The organism is Mycobacterium sp. UM_CSW (assembly GCF_000455205.1).
In the GTDB taxonomy this organism is placed as follows: domain Bacteria; phylum Actinomycetota; class Actinomycetes; order Mycobacteriales; family Mycobacteriaceae; genus Mycobacterium.
Map to the genome: position 1 here is coordinate 14,378 of NZ_AUWQ01000029.1, position 18,031 is coordinate 32,408.

Sequence of the window (18,031 nt, forward strand, 5' to 3'; positions counted from 1 at the left end):
GAATGTACTAGATCATGGCGCCTCCGCGGAAGCATGAAACCGATGTGATCCTCGACGCAGCCCGGGCGCTGGTGCTCGACGGGGGACCGAGGGCGGCGAGCGTCGCGGCGATCTCCGAGGCGAGCGGCGCGCCCGCCGGCACGCTGTATCACCGGTTCGGCAATCGCGACGGCATCCTGACGGCGGCGTGGCTGCGGGCGCTCGAACGTTTCCAGGCGCGGGCGCTGGCCGCCGAGGGCGAGACGGCCATCGACACGGCGGTGGCGATGGCCGTGACCGCCGTCGGCTTCGCCCGCGAGCTCCCCGAGGACGCCCGGCTGTTGTTGACGATCCGGCCCACCGACCTGCTCGACGACGAGCCCGACGCGGCGTTTCGGGAGACGCTCGCCGCGATGAATGCGCCCTTGACCGAACGGCTTTCGGCCCTGGCGAAGCAACTGTACGGAAGACGCGACCGGCGATCGGTCGACGCCGTGGCGCGCGCGGTGGCCGACCTGCCGTACGCCGTCGTGCGCCGCCACGCACACGACGAGCCGATGCCGCCCTGGCTGGAGGCCGACGTCGCGGCGTCGGCCCGCGCGGTGTTAGAGCGTTTTGCCGAACGCGCGTAGGGACTCCACCTGCGCGGGGTCCAGCGACGGGCGGACGGTCTTGCGGGCGGCGTCGAGGTCGGCGGCCGTCACGTCGGAGGCGTCCAGGGAGCGTCGCATGGCGGTCAGCGCGGCCTCCCGCAGCAGCGCGACGCAGTCGGCGGCGCTGTAGCCGTCGAGCGAGGCGGCCACCGCGTCGAGGTCGACGTCGTCGCTCAGCGGGATGGATTTGCCTGCGGTGCGCAGGATTTCGCCGCGGGCGGCGGCGTCGGGCGGTTCGACGAATACCAGCCGCTCCAGCCGGCCCGGGCGCAGTAGCGCCGGATCGATGAGGTCGGGCCGGTTGGTGGCGCCCAGCACGACGACGTCGCGCAGCGGGTCGATGCCGTCGAGTTCGGTCAGCAGCGCGGCCACCACCCGGTCGGTGACGCCGGAGTCGAAGCTCTGCCCGCGCCGCGGCGCCAGCGCGTCCACCTCGTCGAGGAACACCAGTGACGGCGCCGAATCGCGGGCCCTCCGAAAGAGTTCCCGCACCGCCTTTTCCGAGCTGCCCACCCACTTGTCCATCAGCTCGGAGCCCTTGACCGCGTGCACGGACAGCTGTCCCGTGCTGGCCAGGGCGCGGACGATGAACGTCTTGCCGCAGCCGGGCGGGCCGTACAGCAGCACGCCGCGCGGGGGATCGACGCCGAGGCGGGCGAAGGTGTCGGGATGCTGCAGCGGCCACAACACCGCTTCGGTCAGGGCTTGGCGGGCCTCGGCCATGTCGCCGACGTCGTCGAGCGTGACGTTACCGACGGTCAATTCCTCAGTGGCCGAGCGGGACAGCGGCCGGATGACGGTCAGCGCCCCGACGAGGTCGTCCTGATTCAGCTTCGGTGGCTGCCCGTCGGCGCTGGCCCGCGACGCCGCCCGCAGTGCGGCCTCACGCACCAGCGCGGCGAGGTCGGCGACGACGAAACCCGGTGTCCGCCCGGCGATCTCGTCGAGATCGAGATCGCCGGTGGGCACCGGTTTGAGCAGCGCCTCCAGCAGCGCCTTGCGGGTCGCGGCGTCGGGCAGCGGCAGGCCCAGCTCCCGGTCGCACAGGTCGGGGGCGCGCAGCCGGGCGTCGAGCTGGTCCGGGTGGGCGGAGGTGGCGATCAGCGCGACGCCCCCGGTGGCGACGGCGGCGCGCAGCTCGCCGAGGATGAGGGCGGCCACCGGCTCGGCGGTGGCCGGCAGCAGCGCGTCGACGTCGGCGATCAGCAGCACGCCGCCGCCGTCGCGAACCTTCTTCACCGCCGCGGCAACGGTTTTCAGCCGGTCGTCGGCGGCCAGCGCGCCCACCTCCGGGCCGTCGAGCTCGACCAGTCGGCGGCCGTCGCACACCGCGCGCACCAGCGTCACCTTGCCCACGCCGGCCGGGCCCGAAACCAGCACACCGAGGTTGGTGCCCGCGCCCAGGCTCTTGAGCAGGTGTGGCTCGTCGAGCGAGAGCTTGAGCCACTCGGCGAGTTTGGCGGCCTGCGGCTGCGAACCCTTGAGCTCCTCGACGAGGATCTCCGGGGTGCCGGTGGGAAGCTGCTCGTGCGGGCCCCCGGCGGCCGGGACCCCGGTTCCCCAGCTGACCAACGAGTTCGGCTGCACGCTGACCGGCCCCTCCGGGTCGACCTCGGTGACCGTCAACAGCTCCGAGGTCCAGCTGATCCCGACGGCCGAGGCCAGCGCCCGGGTGGCGGCCGACGTCGACGTCCCGGGACCCAGGTCGCGCGGCAGCAGTGACACGGCGTCGCCGACGGTCATCACCTTGCCCAGCAACGCCTGTCGCAGCGTGACCGGCGTGATCGAGGTGGTGGCCATCGACGAGCCGGACAGCGTCACCGACCGCGCGCCGTAGACGGTGACCGCGCTGACGATCACCGCGGTGCCCTCGCGCAGCCCGGCGTTGGACAGCGTCACGTCGTCGAGCAGCACGATGCCGACCGGGGTGTCCGGGCCCGCCAGCCCGACGACGGCCGCCGTCGTCCGTGATCCGGTCAGCGACACCGCATCCCACTCCCGGATGCCAAGGGCGGCAACGGCATTGGGGTGGATGCGGACGACGCCGCGGCGGGAGTCGACGGCGGAGGTGTTCAGCCTGGCGGTGAGCGTGAGCTGACTGCCGGAGGCCGGGATCATCGCAGGCGCCCGCCCGGCTTGCGCAGCCCCAGCCGCGTCATCGACCGGCGGCTCGGCTGCGCCCGGCGGTCCGCGCGCCGCACCGCGCGGCGTTCCTTGGGCTTGTCGTCCCACACCTCGGGGTGTTTGGCCAGCCAGCTCTTGGTGCGCACCGCGAACGGCACGTGGCACAGGTAGGCGATGATGATCACCCAGATCAGGATGTAGGGCTGCAGCACCGCGGCCGCCGCGACGGCCGCGAGCACCGCCAGCAGGGGAACCGCCCAGTTCGGTGGAATCGCCACGGTGTGCAGCTTCTTCATCGGGATCGCGCTGACCATCAGCATCGATGTCCCGGTGATCCAGACCGCGAGGAACCACACCGACGTCCACCAGCCCTCGCCGAACTGCAACTTGAGGGCGATGGTGCCGATCATGGAGACCGCGCCCGCCGGCGCGGGCATCCCGACGAAGAATTCATGCTGGTAGGCGTGCTGGGTTTCGTCGTCCTGCTGCGCGTTGTACCGGGCCAGTCGTAGCACCACGCACACCGCGTACAGCAGCACCACCGCCCAGCCGACCGGCCACTTCGACAGCAACATCACGTAGACCACCAGGGCGGGTGTCACCCCGAAGTTCACCGCGTCGGCCAGGGAGTCGATCTCGGCGCCGAGCCGCGACTGGGCGCCCAGGATGCGGGCGACCCGTCCGTCCAGCGCGTCCAGGATCGCCGCCGCGGCGATCAGCGCCATCGCGGGAATCGGCTTGCCGTCGAGGGCGAACTTGATCGACGTCATGCCCGCGCAGATGGACAGCACCGTCATCGCGCTGGGCAACAGTTGCAGGCTCGCGGTTCGCCGATCCCGGCGCTTGTCCGTCATCGCAGTTCGGCCAGGACGGTCTCGCCGGCCACCGCGCGCTGGCCCACCTTCACCAGCGGCTCCGTCCCGGGCGGGAGGTAGGTGTCCAGCCGGGAGCCGAATCGGATCAGGCCGTAGGTGTCGCCCATCGACAGCTTGTCCCCGGCGCGGGCCTTGCAGATGATGCGGCGCGCGAGCAGTCCCGCGACCTGGACGGCCACCACGTCGGCGCCGGTGTCGGTGCGGATGCGCAGGCTGGTGCGCTCGTTTTCGGTGCTCGCCGCGGGCAGGTCGGCCGACCCGAACCGGCCCGGCCGGTGCTGCACGTCGATCACCTCGCCGCTCACCGGGGCCCGCTGCACGTGGGCGTCCAGCAGCGACAGGAAGATGCTGACCCGCGGCAGCGGCGCGTCGCCCATGCCGAGCTCGGCCGGCGGGGCCGCCGCGTCGATCACGCAGATCTCGCCGTCGGCGGGGGCGACGACGGCGCCGGGCCGCGAGGGCGGCACCCGCGGGGGGTGGCGGAAGAATCCGGCGCAGGCGCCGGCGGCCAGCAGGCCCGCCCGGCGCAGCCAGCGGTGGTTGCGCCCGACCAGCGCCACGCCCAGGCCGGCGGCGATGAACGGCCGCCCGGCCGGGTGCACCGGCGGAATGGCGGAACGCACCAACTCGAGGGCGTGCTGGGGGCTGAAGGCCGGATCCTCGGCGGTCGGGCCGACGGTGTGGGGGCGTCTTGCCACGGCGGCCATCTTACGGACTACGTCAGGTCCCAGACCGCCAGCTCGGTCCCCTCGGACACCTCGACGACATCCTCCGGGATGTCCAGCAGCCCGTTCGCCGATGCCAGCCACCGCAAGTGGTGGGAGGCCGGCGGCCCGTAGCTGATGACGGTCCCCGCTTCGCTGTCGAGGATCGCCCGCCGGAACTGACGTTTGCCCCGCGGCGAGGTCAGCGATTCGGCGAGGACCGCGGGCCGGTGCGGCCGCTCGGGGTCGGGCAGGCCCATCGCGCGGCGCAGCGCGGGGCGGATGAACACCTCGAAAGACACCAGCGCGCTGACCGGGTTGCCCGGCAGCGTGACGATCGTCGTGCCGGCCACCCGCCCGATGCCCTGCGGCATGCCCGGCTGCATCGCCACCTTGACGAACTCCACCCCCTGGTCGCCGTCGCGCCCGAACGCGTCCTTGACCACCTCGTAGGCGCCGGCGCTGACGCCGCCGCTGGTGATGATCAGGTCACAGTCGCCCGCGTAGCGATCGAGGATCGAACTGAACTGTGCGACATCGTCTTCGGCGGTCGCGACGGCGATCACCTCGGCGCCGGCCTCGCGCACGGCCCCGGCCAGCATGATCGAATTGGACTCGTAGATCTGTCCCGGCCGCAGCGGCGCCCCCGGCGCCACCAGCTCGGAACCCGTCGACATCACCAGAACACGTTGGCGCGGAACCACTTTGAGATCCGCCATGCCCAGCGCCGACGCCAGGCCGAGCACCGCCGGCGTGACGACCTGTCCCCGGCGCAGCACGGTGGTGCCGGGCGCGACGTCCTCACCGGCCCGCCGGATGTGCGCCCCCTCCGGACGCGGCGCCCGGATCGCCACCGCCTGCACGCCGCCGTCGGTGTCCTCGACCGGCACCACGGCCGTCGCCCCGGCCGGCACCGGCGCGCCCGTCATGATGCGGTGCGCCGTTTTGGGTTGCAGCACCAGCTCGTCGATGCGCCCGGCCGGAATGTCCTCGGCGACTTCCAACACCACCGGGTGCTCGGGCGTGGCGCCCGCGACGTCCTCGGCGCGCACCGCGTATCCGTCCATCGCGGAGTTGTCGAAGACCGGCAGCGCCAGCGACGCGACCACGTCGTCGGCCAGCACCAGCCCCTGGGCCTCGGCCAGCCCGACCGCGACCGCTGGGCGGGCGCGGATCATCTCCGCTACGACTCGCTGATGCTCCTCGACAGACCGCACCCGGCCATTATCCAAGGCGCCAAAAAAGCGGCTTCCGGACGTAAGGTTGAGAACGTGATTACCGGGTTGGCCCACACCGGGGTGTGCGTGCCCGACTGCGAGGCCGCGGTGGCGTTCTACCGCGACGTATTGGGCCTGCGTGTGCTCTCGCCGCCGTACGTCATGAGCGGTAACGCCATTCGCGAGGACATGGGCGAGCTGGTCGGTGACCCGAGCATGAAGGCGGCCATCGTCGGGTTTCCCGGCGACGGCGACCGGGTGCTCGAGGTCATCGAATACCTCAACGTCGACGGCCTGCATGCCGAGCGGGCCCTGACCGATCACGGCCTTTCGCACGTGGGCCTGATCTGCGAGGACCTCGACGCCACCCGCGCCGAGCTGGAGGGCAAGGGGGTGCGCTTCCTGGTCAGCGGGATCGCCGACGTCGCCCGGGTGCGCACCACCTGGTTCGTCGACCCCTGGGGCGTGGTGTTCATCCTGGTGGAAAAAAGCCGGCCCGAGCGACCGTACTTCGCGCAATACGGGGCGTGATGCCCCGAAAAATCACAGTCGGGATCATCGGCGCGGGTGCCGGCGGCATCGCGATGGGCATCCAGCTGGCCGACGGCGGCTACGACTTCACCATCTTCGACCGCGCTGACGGGTTCGGCGGGACCTGGCGGCACAACACGTTTCCGGGCGCGGCCTGCGACGTGCCCTCGCACCTGTACTCGTATTCGTTCGCGCCCAACCCGCGGTGGAGCAAGACCTACGCCAACCAGCCCGAGATCCTGGCCTACCTGGAGAAGGTCGCCGCCGACCACGGGCTGGCCTCGCATTTGCGCCCCCGCACCGAGATCACCACGGTGCGCTGGTCCGACCGGGAGCGGCGCTGGACGCTCGGCACCGAGGACGGCGCCGAACACCACTTCGACGTCGTGGTCAGTGCCGTCGGGATGCTCGACGTGCCCAACATCCCCGACATCCCCGGCGCGCGACGCTTCCGCGGGCGCCAATTCCATTCGGCGCGTTGGGATCACAGCAAGCCGACGGCCGGGGAGCGGGTCGCGTCCATCGGAACGGGCGCCAGCGCCATCCAATATGTGCCCGCGATCGCGCGAGACACCGCGCACCTCACCGTGTTTCAGCGGACACCGATCTGGATCGCGCCGCGGTTCGACTTCCCGTTCACCCCCGAGCAGCACGCGGAGTTCGAGCGCCACCCGGAGACGGCGCGAAAGCTGCGCGACGAGGCCTTCGACGCCTACGAGTCATCCGACTTCGACGTCGACGCCGCGCAGACGCGCGAGGCGACCGAGCTGGCCCGCAGCTATCTGATGCGCAAGGTCGCCGACCCTGAGCTGCGCGCGAAGCTGACGCCCGACTACCCCGTCGGCTGCAAGCGGCCGTTGATGTCGCGCGATTGGTACCCGACGTTCGCCCTACCCAACGTCAGCCTGGAGACGACGGCCATCGCCGAGCTGACCGAGCGCGGGGTACGCACCGTCGACGGCGTCGAGCACCGCGTCGACACGGTCATCTACGGCACCGGGTTCAAGGCGGCCGACTACCTGGCGAGCATCGACGTGTACGGGTCGGGCGGTCGCCACCTGCGCGACGAGTGGAGCGGGGGCGCGGAGGCCTACCTCGGCACGCTGATCGCCGGGTATCCGAACTTCTTCACGCTGTACGGCCCGAATACCAACGGCGTCAACTCGATCCTGTACATCCACGAGGCGCAGACGACGTTCGTCCGCCACATCCTCGACGTCATGGGTGATCGCGGCGCGCGCACGATCGAGGTCACGCCCGCGGCGCAGCGGCGCTACAACGACGAGATCCAGGCCGCCATGGTCGGCAAGGTCTGGCTTGCCTGCACCAACTACTTCCGGCACCCCAGCGGCAAGGTCGTCACCCAGTTGCCCTACAGCGGCCGGACGTTCTTCGAGCGGACCCGCGAGCTGGTCGACGGCGATTACCGATTCGCCTGTTAGCGGCCGGCGCGTCCCGGTGGCGGTGGATCCTGCGCACCCCGCGCTCGCCCCGGTGCCGGGCCGGCGCTCCAATTCCGGGCTGCCGCAAGGTATTTGGCGCCGGCGATGCCGGCCGGCTGCCCTGCCTTAGCCGTTTGACCCGCTCCGCTGCCCTGATCGGGGCGCTGCGCGCCATCTCGATCTTGGTCCGCGCCCACGCCGCTTCCCGCTTCGACTGCGGCTTCTTAGCCTGCACGGCCAAACCCTACGTCGCAGCCGGGGCCCGCATCGCGGCCCGGCACCGAATGTTCGCCCACCATTAACCCGGCTACTGCACCCAGTAGTTGTCGTGGCGGATGAACCACTCCCGGCGTTCGTCGTCGGTCATGTCGGCCAACGCCGCGAAGCCCTCGAAATAGGCCTCGCGCGGCGCGCCGGGCGCGAACAACATCAGGACCGAGGCCGGCGCGTCGGCCTCGTTGCGGAAACCGTGGACGCCGCCGGGCGGGACGTAGAGGAAGTCGCCCTGGTGACCGTCGACCCACTCGTTGCCGTCGAAGAGCTTCATCGTCCCGGACAGGACGAAGAACGCCTCGGACATCGCGCGGTGATAGTGCGCCGGGGGCCCACCGCCGGCCGGCGCGATGTCGACCCGGTACAGGCCGTAGTCGCCGTCGGTGGCCTGCTGGTTGGCCAGGTAGTGGTACTTGGTCCCGAAGGTCTCGTAGTCCGGCGGCGAGTCGGCTCGCCTGAGCCAGGCACTGATCTCCGGTTCGTCCTTGGTGTAGCGCGGCGGCGGGTACGGGGGCACGACGAGGGACACGTTTTCCAGCTTGCCAGTTAGCATCGCCGGTGTGGAGGGGCGGACCGACGACGAACAACGGCGCGTGGAACGGCTTCTCGACGCCCAGACGAAGGCATCGCAACTGTTCGACGAGATCGAACGCCGCACGATGATCCGCCCGGGCGTCGGCGAACGCGAGTTGTCCGACGACATCGCCCGCCTCGCCGAGGACATGCTCGGCGTGACCCGGCACTGGCATCGCCGGATCGTGCGGGCCGGCGTGAACACGTTGCAGCCCTTCAAGGAACACCCGCCGGACCGCGCGATCGCCGAGGACGACATCGTCTTCCTCGACCTGGGACCGATCTTCGAGGAGTGGGAGGCCGACTTCGGGCGCACGTTCGTGTTGGGCGACGATCCGCACAAGACGGCCGTCCGCGATGCGCTGCCCCGGGTGTGGGACGCCGGGCGTCGCTATTTCGACGACCACCCGGACGTCACCGGCGCCCAGTTGTTCGACTACGTCGTCGGGGCGGCCCACGCGGAGGGCTTCGAGTGGGGCAGCCACATCGCGGGCCATCTGCTGGGGGAGTTCCCGCACAAGAAGATCGCCGGCGACGCGGTCGAGTGGTACATCAAGCCCGGCTCGGACAAGCCGATGCGGCGCACGGACCCGACCGGTCGCCGTTGCCACTGGATCCTCGAAATCCATCTGGTCGATCGGGTCCGCGGCTTCGGCGGTTTCTACGAGCAGCTGCTCGATCTGCCCTGAACCGGCCGGGCCGGCCCGTCAGTCGAACGGATAGACCACCCCGGTGAGCTCCTCGGAGACGGCCCACAGCCGCCGCTGGGTGTCGACGTCGTGCGACTTCGCGCTGGAGCCCACCAGCTTGGGGTAGCCGCGCGTCTCGCCGAAACCGTCGGGCCCGTAGTACTGGCCGCCGAGCACGCCGGGGTCGGTAGCGGCGCGCAGCGTCGGGAGCGCGCCCATGGCCGCGTCCTGCGCAATCACGTTGAAGAACACGTTGACGAGCGGCCGGAGCACCGGGGGCGTGTAGCGGCCCAGCTCGGTGTTGGACCCTCCGGGGTGGGCGGCGGCGGCGATCGTCGTGCCATGTGGGGCGAGCCGGCGCTGCAACTCGTAGGTGAACAGCAGGTTTGCCAGCTTGGCCTGTCCGTACGCCGCCACGCGGTTGTACCGGCGCTCCCACTGCAGGTCGTCGAAGTGGATGTCGGCGAGGATGCGATGGCCCACGCTGCTGACGGTCACGACCCGGGAGCCGGCGACGGGCAGCAGCCGGTCCAGCAGCAGGCCGGTGAGCGCAAAGTGGCCGAGGTGGTTGGTGCCGAACTGCATCTCGAAGCCGTCTTTGGTGGTTTCCTTCGGCGTGTACATGACGCCGGCGTTGTTGATCAGCAGGTCGATGCGGTCGTGGGCGGAACGCAGCTGCTCGGCCGCGGCGCGGACCGATTCCAGGGACGTCAGGTCGAGTTCCTGCAGCGCGACGTCGGCGTGCGGGCTCTTGGCGGTGATCCGGGCCGCGGCGTCCTTGCCCTTGTCCAGGTTGCGCACCGCCAGCACCACGTGGGCGCCGTGGTCGGCGAGGGCCAGGGCGGTCTCGTAGCCCAGCCCGGTGTTCGCTCCCGTGATGACGGCGACGCGGCCGGTCTGGTCTGGAATGTCCGCGGCGGTCCACTTGGCCATGGGAATGCTCCTAAACTAGTAAGGTAAACGGGGCGAGCGCTCCGGTTGTTCTTCACTATACGGAACGCGCGCCCCGCTTTGTCAACCGTTGTGAGGTGAACTTATGGCACAACCCGTCCGGCCGCTGCGCGCCGACGCGGCGCGTAACCGGGCGCGCGTGCTTGAGGTCGCCTACGACACCTTCGCGGCCGAGGGGCTGTCGGTGCCGATCGACGAGATCGCCCGGCGTGCCGGGGTCGGGGCCGGCACGGTCTACCGGCACTTCCCGACCAAGGAGTCGCTGTTTCTGGCCGTGATCGAAGACCGGATGCAGCGCCTCGTCGACGACGGGCGCGCCCTGCTGGAGTCCGAGGGGCCGGGGGAAGCGCTCTTCACCTTCCTGCGCTCCATGGTGCTGCAGTGGGGCGCGGCGGACCGCGGCCTGGCCGACGCGCTGGCCGGCTATGGAATCGACATCGCCTGCGCCGCCCCCGAGGCCGAGGACGCGTTCAAGGCGATGCTCGGCGAGCTGCTGCGTGCCGCGCAGCAAGCGGGCACCGCGCGGCGCGACGTCGACATGCGGGATCTGAAGGCGATCCTGGTCGGCTGCCAGGCGATGGAGGCGTACGACTCGGCGCTGGCCGGGCGGGTGACCGACGTCGTCGTCGACGGTTTACGCGCGCAGCGATAACGCCGGGGCGTTCTTGCACTCGGCATAGGCGAGTGCTAAGAATGACGTTGGCACTCGCGACCGGTGAGTGCTAGGTCGGGACGGTGAGACCAGCTTGGTCGTCCGTCGCGGGCACTGCACCCGGCCAGGACGTGTCATCCCCTATCCGGAGGAATCACTTCGCAATGGCCAAGACAATTGCGTACGACGAAGAGGCCCGTCGCGGCCTCGAGCGAGGCCTGAACAGCCTTGCCGACGCGGTAAAGGTGACGCTGGGGCCCAAGGGTCGCAACGTCGTCCTGGAGAAGAAGTGGGGTGCCCCCACGATCACCAACGATGGTGTGTCCATCGCCAAGGAGATCGAGCTGGAGGACCCGTACGAGAAGATCGGCGCCGAGCTGGTCAAGGAAGTTGCCAAGAAGACCGACGACGTCGCCGGTGACGGCACGACGACGGCCACGGTGCTGGCCCAGGCCCTGGTGAAAGAGGGCCTGCGCAACGTCGCGGCGGGCGCCAACCCGCTCGGCCTCAAGCGCGGCATCGAGAAGGCCGTCGAGAAGATCACCGAGACGCTGCTGAAGTCGGCCAAGGACGTCGAGACCAAGGAGCAGATCGCGGCCACCGCGGCCATCTCCGCGGGCGACCAGTCGATCGGCGACCTGATCGCCGAGGCGATGGACAAGGTCGGCAACGAGGGCGTCATCACCGTCGAGGAGTCCAACACCTTCGGCCTGCAGCTCGAGCTCACCGAGGGCATGCGGTTCGACAAGGGCTACATCTCGGGCTACTTCGTCACCGACGCCGAGCGTCAGGAAGCGGTCCTGGAGGACCCCTACATCCTGCTGGTCAGCTCCAAGGTGTCGACCGTCAAGGACCTGCTGCCGCTGCTGGAGAAGGTCATCCAGGGCGGTAAGCCGCTGCTGATCATCGCCGAGGACGTCGAGGGCGAGGCTCTCTCCACCCTCGTCGTCAACAAGATCCGCGGCACCTTCAAGTCGGTGGCCGTCAAGGCTCCCGGCTTCGGTGACCGGCGCAAGGCGATGCTGCAGGACATGGCCATCCTCACCGGTGGTCAGGTCATCAGCGAAGAGGTCGGCCTGTCCCTCGAGACCGCCGACATCTCGCTGCTGGGCAAGGCCCGCAAGGTGGTCATCACCAAGGACGAGACCACCATCGTCGAGGGCGCCGGTGACCCGGACGCCATCGCCGGCCGGGTGGCCCAGATCCGCACCGAGATCGAGAACAGCGACTCCGACTACGACCGCGAGAAGCTGCAGGAGCGCCTGGCCAAGCTGGCCGGCGGTGTTGCGGTGATCAAGGCCGGCGCCGCCACCGAGGTGGAGCTCAAGGAGCGCAAGCACCGCATCGAGGACGCGGTCCGCAACGCGAAGGCGGCCGTCGAGGAGGGCATCGTCGCCGGTGGCGGCGTGGCCCTGCTGCAGGCGGCACCGGCCCTGGACGAGCTCCAGCTCAAGGGCGACGAGGCGACCGGCGCCAACATCGTCAAGGTGGCGTTGGAGGCTCCGCTGAAGCAGATCGCCTTCAACTCCGGGCTGGAGCCCGGCGTGGTCGCCGAGAAGGTCCGCAACTCGAAGGCCGGCACCGGCTTGAACGCCGCCACCGGCGAGTACGAGGACCTGCTCAAGGCCGGCGTCGCCGACCCGGTGAAGGTGACCCGTTCGGCGCTGCAGAACGCGGCGTCCATCGCGGGGCTGTTCCTGACGACCGAGGCCGTCGTGGCCGACAAGCCGGAGAAGGCGGCCGCTCCCGCGGGCGACCCGACCGGCGGCATGGGCGGCATGGACTTCTAGTAAGTCAACGAAAAAGCCCGGTTCCCCTATGGGGGCCGGGCTTTTTCGTGTCCGCGAGTGTGAGGGATAAATACGTTCTGACAACGATTTCATCCACAGGACCCACACCAGACGCATACGCAGGCCGGCCAGGGCGGCGAATATGCCGGCATGGACCCGTTTTTAGGCAGCGACGCGCTTCGGCGTGGCGCCGTCACCCGCAACCAGTTGCGCACTCGATACCGGGCGGTTTTCCGGGATGTGTATATCGCGAAAGGAACTGAACTGACGGCGGCCGTCAAAGCGCGCGCGGCGTGGCTGTCGACGGGCGCGACGCTGGGCGGGCTCTCGGCCGCCGCCGTGTATGGAACGAAGTGGCTAGACGCGGCGGCGCCAGCGGAAATCGTGCGCGTCAACCGTCATAATCAGCCCGGGATGGTCGTCCACAGCTACCGTCTCGCCGGCGACGAGATGCAAACGGTCTGGGGAATGCCCGCGACGACGCCGGCTCGCACGGCCTTCGACATCGGTCGCACCCGGCCCGTCGCCACGGCCGTGCCGATCCTCGACGCGTTGCTCAATGCGACGGGTATCAAGCCCGAAGACGTAGTCGCTTTTCTCGACCGCCACCCGAAAGCCAAAGGCAGTCGCCGGCTGCGAACCGCGTTGGAGTTGGCCGACGGCGGTGCGGAGTCGCCACAGGAGACGAGACTTCGGCTGCTGCTGGTAGATGCCGGACTTCCGAAGCCGGAGACGCAGATCGAGTTTCCGAATCTGCGCATTCGCGTCGACATGGGATGGCGCGAGTGGAAGGTGGCCGTCGAGTACGACGGCATCCAGCATTTTGCGGACCGATACCAGCGGTCGTGGGATATCGAGCGGATCGCCATGCTAGAAGCGGCCGGGTGGACTGTGGTCAGAGTCAGTGCCGAGATGTTGTCGCGGCCCAAGGCGCTTGTGGAGCGCGTGAAGAACAAGCTGCGCGAGCGTGGGGCCTATGGATGAATTCGAGGCAGTTTCCGTACCTAGGGCCCACAGTCGGTGCCATACAAGTCAGGCCGGCAGCGAGAACACCACGCAGTCGTGCAGGCAGCCCTTGGCGACGCTGGGGGCGTCGGCCTCGCGGTGCAGCAGCGCACGCTCCGGCACGACGCCCAGGCGGACCGTGTCGTCGTCCGACTCGGTCACCTCGGCGCTGCCGTCGACGATCAACGAGTAGCCCCCGGGCTCGCGCGGGGGCCAGAGCAGGGTGACGTCGCGGCGGTGTGCCAGGTTGGTGCGCGTGCGGCCGCCGATGAGCCCGACGTCGAGGACAGCGCCGTCATGCAGCCGCGGCTCGACCGTCACGGTGTGCACGCGATAGTCCTCGCCGACGGTGATCAGATAGGCGAACGGGAAGTCTGGGAGCGCCGCGGCCAGCCGCTTGACGTCGACCTTTTTCTTCGTGCGCATGGCTTCGAGGATAGGCCGCTAGTCGGTTAGGAGCGGTTCCCTGGTCCCGGGGTCGGGGGCGTCGGGACCGCGCTCGCCTTTGTTGAAGAACCCGGAGCTGGGGATGTTGGACTCCCGGCCGGTCAGGGTCCGCACACCCGGGTCGGCGTTGCCGGCGGTGAAGAAGCCCGACGGGGCGGTCGCCCCCGTCGTGGTCCGCAGGGCCGGCGGGGTTGGGGTGGGGCCACCCGCCGCGCTGACAGAGGAATTCGCGTGGCCGGCTTCGATGCCGCTGGCGAGGGCGCTGGCGTCGGCCGGCGCCGCGAAGCTCGCGTTGCTCAGCAGGCTCGATCCGGCGGCCGGGGCCAGGCCGCCCGTTGACGCGGTGACCGAGTTGAGCAGGCCCGAGCTGAGGTTGGCCGCGCTGACGCCGCCCGTCATGTAGTGGCTGGAGTTGATCGCCTCCGCGCTGCCCAGCCCGTTCTCCTGGAAGAAACCGGTGTTGGCGGTGCCGGTGTTCAAAACGCCGGCATTGACCGACCCGGAATTCAGGAAGCCGGTATTCGAGACGCCCGAATTCCCGATGCCTAAGTTGCCGCTGCCGGAGTTGAAAAAGCCGATGTTGCCGGTGCCCGAGTTGAACAACCCGATGTTGCCGCTGCCCGAGTTGAAGCCGCCGAAGCCGATCTGATTGCTCCCGGTCAGCCCGATCCCGAAGTCGTTGCTACCGCTGTTGCCGAAGCCGAAGTTGTTATTTCCGAGGTTGCCCAAACCGAAGTTGTTGTTACCCGAATTTCCGGAACCGACATTCAGGCTGCCGCTGTTTCCAAAACCGATGTTCGAATTGCCCATCGTTATGGGGCCGAAACTCATTCGGCCGTTGGCGAAGCTGAAACCGAGCTTCTGCAGGACCTGCTGCCAGGGCGCCAATTGCGCGACGGCCGAGGACGCGTCGGCGTGATAGCCGAACATCGCGGCGACGTCGGTTGCCCACATCGCCTCGTAGGCCGCCTCGGTGTCCATGATCGCCGGGATGTTGAAACCGAACCAATCCGTGGCCGCCAAGGCCTGCACCAGGGCGCGGTTGGCCGCCACCACCGCGGGCTGCACCGTGGCCGCCACCGCCGTCTCGAACGCGGCCGCAATGGCCGCGGCCTGGCTCGATGCCGCCTCGGCCTGCGCGGCCGCCGCGCTGAGCCAGCTCACATACTGCGTCGCCACGGTCATCATTGCGGCCGCCGACGCGCCCTGCCACGAACCGTTGGCCAGATCGTTTGTCACCGAGAAGAATGACGAAGCCGAAGACGCCAGATCCTCGGCCAACCCATCCCATGCGGCGGCCGCAGCAAGCAGCGGCGCCGCCCCGGGACCGGCGAAGATAAGTGCCGAGTTGATTTCTGGCGGCAACCACGCAAAATGCGGGCTTGTCACTAACCCAACTTAACCGGGAAGGGCCGCCCTTCGTGGCGTTATCGACCAGGTACCGGAATAGGCTTTCGGCCCCGGACCAACTTGCCTGGCCGCGCGGCGGTCGGAACGCCATTTTCGGCAATTATTTCACCGGAAACCACCGTTGTCACATATCCTTCAGCGGTCTGGTCCAGTCTCCGGCCCCCGGCGGGTAGGTCGTGCCGGATCACGGGTTTGTGCAGCCGCAGGGCGGCGTGATCGATGACGTTGAGGTCGGCCTTGTAGCCGACGGCAATCCGGCCGCGGTCGCCCAGCCCGGCGACGCGGGCCGGCACGGAGGTCAGCTCGCGGACGGCCTCCGGCACCGTGAACCGCCCGGACTTGCGGTCGCGGGCCCAGTGGGCCAGGAAGTACGTCGTGTAGCTGGCGTCGCAGATCATCCCGTAGTGCGCGCCGCCGTCGCCGAGTCCGAGCACGACGTCGTCGCGGTGCAGCAGCTCGCCGACGGTGTCGAGCGAGTTGCCCTGCAGGTTGCTGGTCGCGACCAGCAGCATCGCACGGCCGTCGTCGTCGAGCAGCCGGTCGTAGGCCTCCTCCATCGGGTCCACCCCGCGGGCGCGGGCGCGGGCCCCGACGCTGGTCGACGGGTCGGGCTCGTAGTCGGGGTTGTCGCCCAGCGGGAAGATCCAGTCCCACATCTGGGCCACGTACAGGATGGGGTGGCCGACGCCGGGCTTGTCGGCCAGGATGCGGGCGCGGACCTCCGGCTTGCGCATCTCGGCGACCCGCTCGGCCAGCGGCAGGTGCGCGATCTCGCGGTAGCTGGGATAGAGCACGAACGGGTTGGCGGACAGTTGCAGCCCGATGATCAACCCGATCGGGCGGGGCAGCAGCTGCGCGGTGACCTGCGGCTCGTCCCCGGCCGTCCTCGAGTTGGCCTTCTCGATCATGGTGATGGCGTCCGGCCACGTCGGGTCGCCCGCGTTGGCGACGACGAGGGTGAACGTGACCGGCAGCCCGACGTCCTCGGCCACGTCGAACACCGTCTGCAGGACGGGCTGATAGCCGCCGGCCGGGATGTCCGGCACGAACTGGAGCAGGCCGCCGCCGCCGTCGACCACGCCTCGGGCGATCTCTTCGATCTCCTCGCGGGCGGCGTCGTAACTCGGTATGGGCGAACCGCTTTCGGTCTTGTGGATCGTCAGCCGCGACGACGCGAAGCCCAGCGCGCCGACCTCGATCGCCTCCTTGGCCAGCGCCCGCATCTTGGCCAGGTCTTCGGCGGTGGCCGGCTCGCGGTCGGCGCCGCGCTGGCCCATCACGTACACCCGCAGCGGCGAGTGCGGCAGATAGGCGGCTACGTCGATATCGCGCTTGCCCGCGTCCAGCGCGTCCATGTACTCGGGGAAGGTCTCCCAGTTCCACGGCAGGCCGTCGGTCATGACGACGCCGGGAATGTCCTCGACCCCGGCCATCACGTCGACGAGCACGTCGTGGTCCTCGCGGCGGCACGGCGCGAACCCGACCCCGCAGTTGCCCATCACCACCGTGGTCACCCCGTGCGCCGACGACGGCGTCAGCCGCTCCGACCAGATGGACTGGCCGTCGTAGTGGGTGTGCAGGTCGACGAAGCCGGGCGTGACCAGCAGGCCGGTGGCGTCGATCTCCCGCGTGGCGCCATCCCCGTTCACGGACCCGACGGCTCCCACCTTCTTGATGATGCCGCCCTCTACCGCCACGTCGCCGACGTACGGCTCACCGCCCAGCCCGTCGACGATGCTGCCGTTGCGGATGATCAGGTCGTAGGTCATCTAAATAATCTACGACCGCGCCGGTGGGTCGTGCCAGGATCTCTTCCGTGATCGATCACGTCGGAATCAATTGCGCCGATTATCGGAAATCGCAGGATTTTTACGACAGCGTGCTGGGAGTGCTCGGGTTCTCGCGGCAAATGGATTTCGGCCGGGCCATCGGATATGGCCGCGACGGCAAGCCCACGTTCTGGATTTCCGACGGGGCGGGGATGGGTCCGGCTCGGGAGGTGCACCTGGCCTTCGCCGCCGCCGACGAGGACGCGGTGCGCGCCTTTCACCGGGCGGCCGTGGAACGAGGCGCCGAGTCGTTGCACGAGCCGCGGCTGTGGCCCGAATACCACCCCGGCTATTTCGGCGCTTTCGTGCGTGATCCCGACGGCAACAACGTCGAGGCGGTCTGGCACGGCGCGTAGTGTCGGCCGTATGGGAGCTGAAAGCGACGCCGCCACACAGGAACTGCTTCGCGACGCGTTCACCCGGTTGATTGAGCACGTCGACGAGCTCGTCGACGGGCTGACCGACGAGGTGGCCGACTACCGGCCGACGCCGAACGCCAACAGCATCGCCTGGCTGATCTGGCACAGCGCGCGGGTGCAGGACATTCAGCTGGCCCACGTGGCCGCCGTCGAGCAAGTGTGGACCCGCGACGGCTGGGTGGACCGCTTGGGGCTGGACCTGCCGCGCAACGACACCGGCTACGGGCACGGCCCCGACGAGGTGGCGAAGGTCAAGGCGCCGGCAGAGCTGCTGGCCGGCTACTACCACGCGGTGCACAAGCTGACCCTCGAATACATTGCCAGCGTGACCGCCGGCGAGCTGTCCCGCGTCGTCGACACCAATTGGGACCCGCCGGTGACGGCCAGCGCCCGGCTGGTGAGCATCATCGACGACTGCGCCCAGCACCTCGGGCAGGCCGCCTATGTGCGGGGCATTCAGTAGGTTCT

At 69.5% G+C, this 18,031-nt stretch carries 18 protein-coding genes; 9 read left to right on the plus strand and 9 right to left on the minus strand.

All coding sequences use genetic code 11. The features are described 5' to 3' along the window. Positions 1-14: 14 nt before the first annotated feature. Entirely contained in the window at positions 15-611 is a 597-nt protein-coding gene (locus tag N415_RS11850; protein WP_068181399.1) for a TetR/AcrR family transcriptional regulator, read from the plus strand. Here N415_RS11850 and N415_RS11855 read toward each other — a convergent pair. Genes N415_RS11855 through glp form a run of 4 tightly spaced genes read right to left on the minus strand, consistent with a single transcriptional unit; the run spans position 585 to position 5,552 of the window. After that, entirely contained in the window at positions 585-2,750 is a 2,166-nt protein-coding gene (locus N415_RS11855) for an AAA family ATPase (RefSeq protein ID WP_068181403.1), read from the minus strand. The two genes, N415_RS11850 and N415_RS11855, sit on opposite strands and share 27 nt — an antisense overlap. Then, positions 2,747-3,610, minus strand: coding sequence for a CDP-diacylglycerol--serine O-phosphatidyltransferase (pssA, locus tag N415_RS11860; RefSeq protein ID WP_068181407.1), 864 nt, complete (start codon positions 3,608-3,610; stop codon positions 2,747-2,749). Before pssA ends, N415_RS11855 begins: the two co-directional genes overlap by 4 nt. Then, positions 3,607-4,329 carry a phosphatidylserine decarboxylase gene (locus N415_RS11865; RefSeq protein WP_239645511.1) on the minus strand — a complete coding sequence of 241 codons (723 nt, stop codon included), beginning with the start codon at positions 4,327-4,329 and terminating at the stop codon, positions 3,607-3,609. Before N415_RS11865 ends, pssA begins: the two co-directional genes overlap by 4 nt. Before the next feature lie 17 nt (positions 4,330-4,346). Then, on the minus strand, positions 4,347-5,552 hold the full coding sequence (gene glp, locus N415_RS11870) for a gephyrin-like molybdotransferase Glp (protein ID WP_068181410.1): 1,206 nt from the start codon (positions 5,550-5,552) through the stop codon (positions 4,347-4,349). A 54-nt stretch (positions 5,553-5,606) separates the two neighbouring features. On the opposite strand from glp, the gene N415_RS11875 reads away from it, so the two are divergent. Both N415_RS11875 and N415_RS11880 read left to right on the plus strand, forming a co-directional pair. Further along, positions 5,607-6,083, plus strand: a complete 477-nt coding sequence (locus N415_RS11875) for a VOC family protein (protein ID WP_068181413.1) — start codon at positions 5,607-5,609, stop codon at positions 6,081-6,083. Beyond that, a complete protein-coding gene (locus tag N415_RS11880; protein WP_068181415.1) occupies positions 6,083-7,525 on the plus strand; it encodes an NAD(P)/FAD-dependent oxidoreductase in 1,443 nt (480 codons plus the stop codon). The genes N415_RS11875 and N415_RS11880 overlap by 1 nt, the downstream gene beginning before the upstream one ends. 307 nt (positions 7,526-7,832) lie before the next feature. On the opposite strand, the gene N415_RS11885 is transcribed toward N415_RS11880, so the two are convergent. Beyond that, a complete protein-coding gene (locus N415_RS11885) occupies positions 7,833-8,327 on the minus strand; it encodes a cupin domain-containing protein (protein ID WP_068139149.1) in 495 nt (164 codons plus the stop codon). A gap of 31 nt (positions 8,328-8,358) precedes the next feature. Between N415_RS11885 and N415_RS11890 the strand changes: the two genes are divergently transcribed. Then, complete coding sequence (locus tag N415_RS11890; protein ID WP_068181417.1) at positions 8,359-9,060, plus strand: M24 family metallopeptidase; 702 nt, start codon at positions 8,359-8,361, stop codon at positions 9,058-9,060. Between the two features lie 18 nt (positions 9,061-9,078). Here N415_RS11890 and N415_RS11895 read toward each other — a convergent pair whose 3' ends face one another. Next, positions 9,079-9,993 carry an SDR family NAD(P)-dependent oxidoreductase gene (locus N415_RS11895; protein WP_068181419.1) on the minus strand — a complete coding sequence of 305 codons (915 nt, stop codon included), beginning with the start codon at positions 9,991-9,993 and terminating at the stop codon, positions 9,079-9,081. Positions 9,994-10,096: 103 nt separating this feature from the next. Between N415_RS11895 and N415_RS11900 the strand changes: the two genes are divergently transcribed. The 3 genes from N415_RS11900 (at position 10,097) to N415_RS11910 (ending at position 13,437) form a co-directional block, all read left to right on the plus strand. After that, positions 10,097-10,663: a TetR/AcrR family transcriptional regulator gene (locus tag N415_RS11900; RefSeq protein WP_068181421.1), complete on the plus strand. Its 567-nt coding sequence runs from the start codon at positions 10,097-10,099 to the stop codon at positions 10,661-10,663. A gap of 164 nt (positions 10,664-10,827) precedes the next feature. Next, complete coding sequence (gene groL, locus N415_RS11905) at positions 10,828-12,453, plus strand: chaperonin GroEL (protein ID WP_068181423.1); 1,626 nt, start codon at positions 10,828-10,830, stop codon at positions 12,451-12,453. Between the two features lie 150 nt (positions 12,454-12,603). Next, the gene (locus N415_RS11910; protein ID WP_068181425.1) at positions 12,604-13,437 is read left to right on the plus strand and encodes a DUF559 domain-containing protein; all 834 of its coding nucleotides are present in this window, start codon (positions 12,604-12,606) and stop codon (positions 13,435-13,437) included. A 48-nt stretch (positions 13,438-13,485) separates the two neighbouring features. Here N415_RS11910 and N415_RS11915 read toward each other — a convergent pair whose 3' ends face one another. The 3 genes from N415_RS11915 to N415_RS11925 are packed head-to-tail and all read right to left on the minus strand — an operon-like array spanning position 13,486 to position 17,084. Beyond that, positions 13,486-13,884 carry a hypothetical protein gene (locus tag N415_RS11915; protein ID WP_068181427.1) on the minus strand — a complete coding sequence of 133 codons (399 nt, stop codon included), beginning with the start codon at positions 13,882-13,884 and terminating at the stop codon, positions 13,486-13,488. 18 nt (positions 13,885-13,902) lie between these two features. Further along, positions 13,903-15,294: a PPE family protein gene (locus tag N415_RS11920; protein ID WP_068181430.1), complete on the minus strand. Its 1,392-nt coding sequence runs from the start codon at positions 15,292-15,294 to the stop codon at positions 13,903-13,905. Between the two features lie 38 nt (positions 15,295-15,332). Further along, on the minus strand, positions 15,333-17,084 hold the full coding sequence (locus tag N415_RS11925; RefSeq protein ID WP_068181434.1) for an amidohydrolase family protein: 1,752 nt from the start codon (positions 17,082-17,084) through the stop codon (positions 15,333-15,335). Between the two features lie 47 nt (positions 17,085-17,131). Between N415_RS11925 and N415_RS11930 the strand changes: the two genes are divergently transcribed. Both N415_RS11930 and N415_RS11935 read left to right on the plus strand, forming a co-directional pair. After that, entirely contained in the window at positions 17,132-17,500 is a 369-nt protein-coding gene (locus N415_RS11930; protein WP_068181437.1) for a VOC family protein, read from the plus strand. Positions 17,501-17,510: 10 nt separating this feature from the next. After that, on the plus strand, positions 17,511-18,026 hold the full coding sequence (locus tag N415_RS11935) for a mycothiol transferase (RefSeq protein ID WP_068181440.1): 516 nt from the start codon (positions 17,511-17,513) through the stop codon (positions 18,024-18,026). Positions 18,027-18,031: the final 5 nt, after the last annotated feature.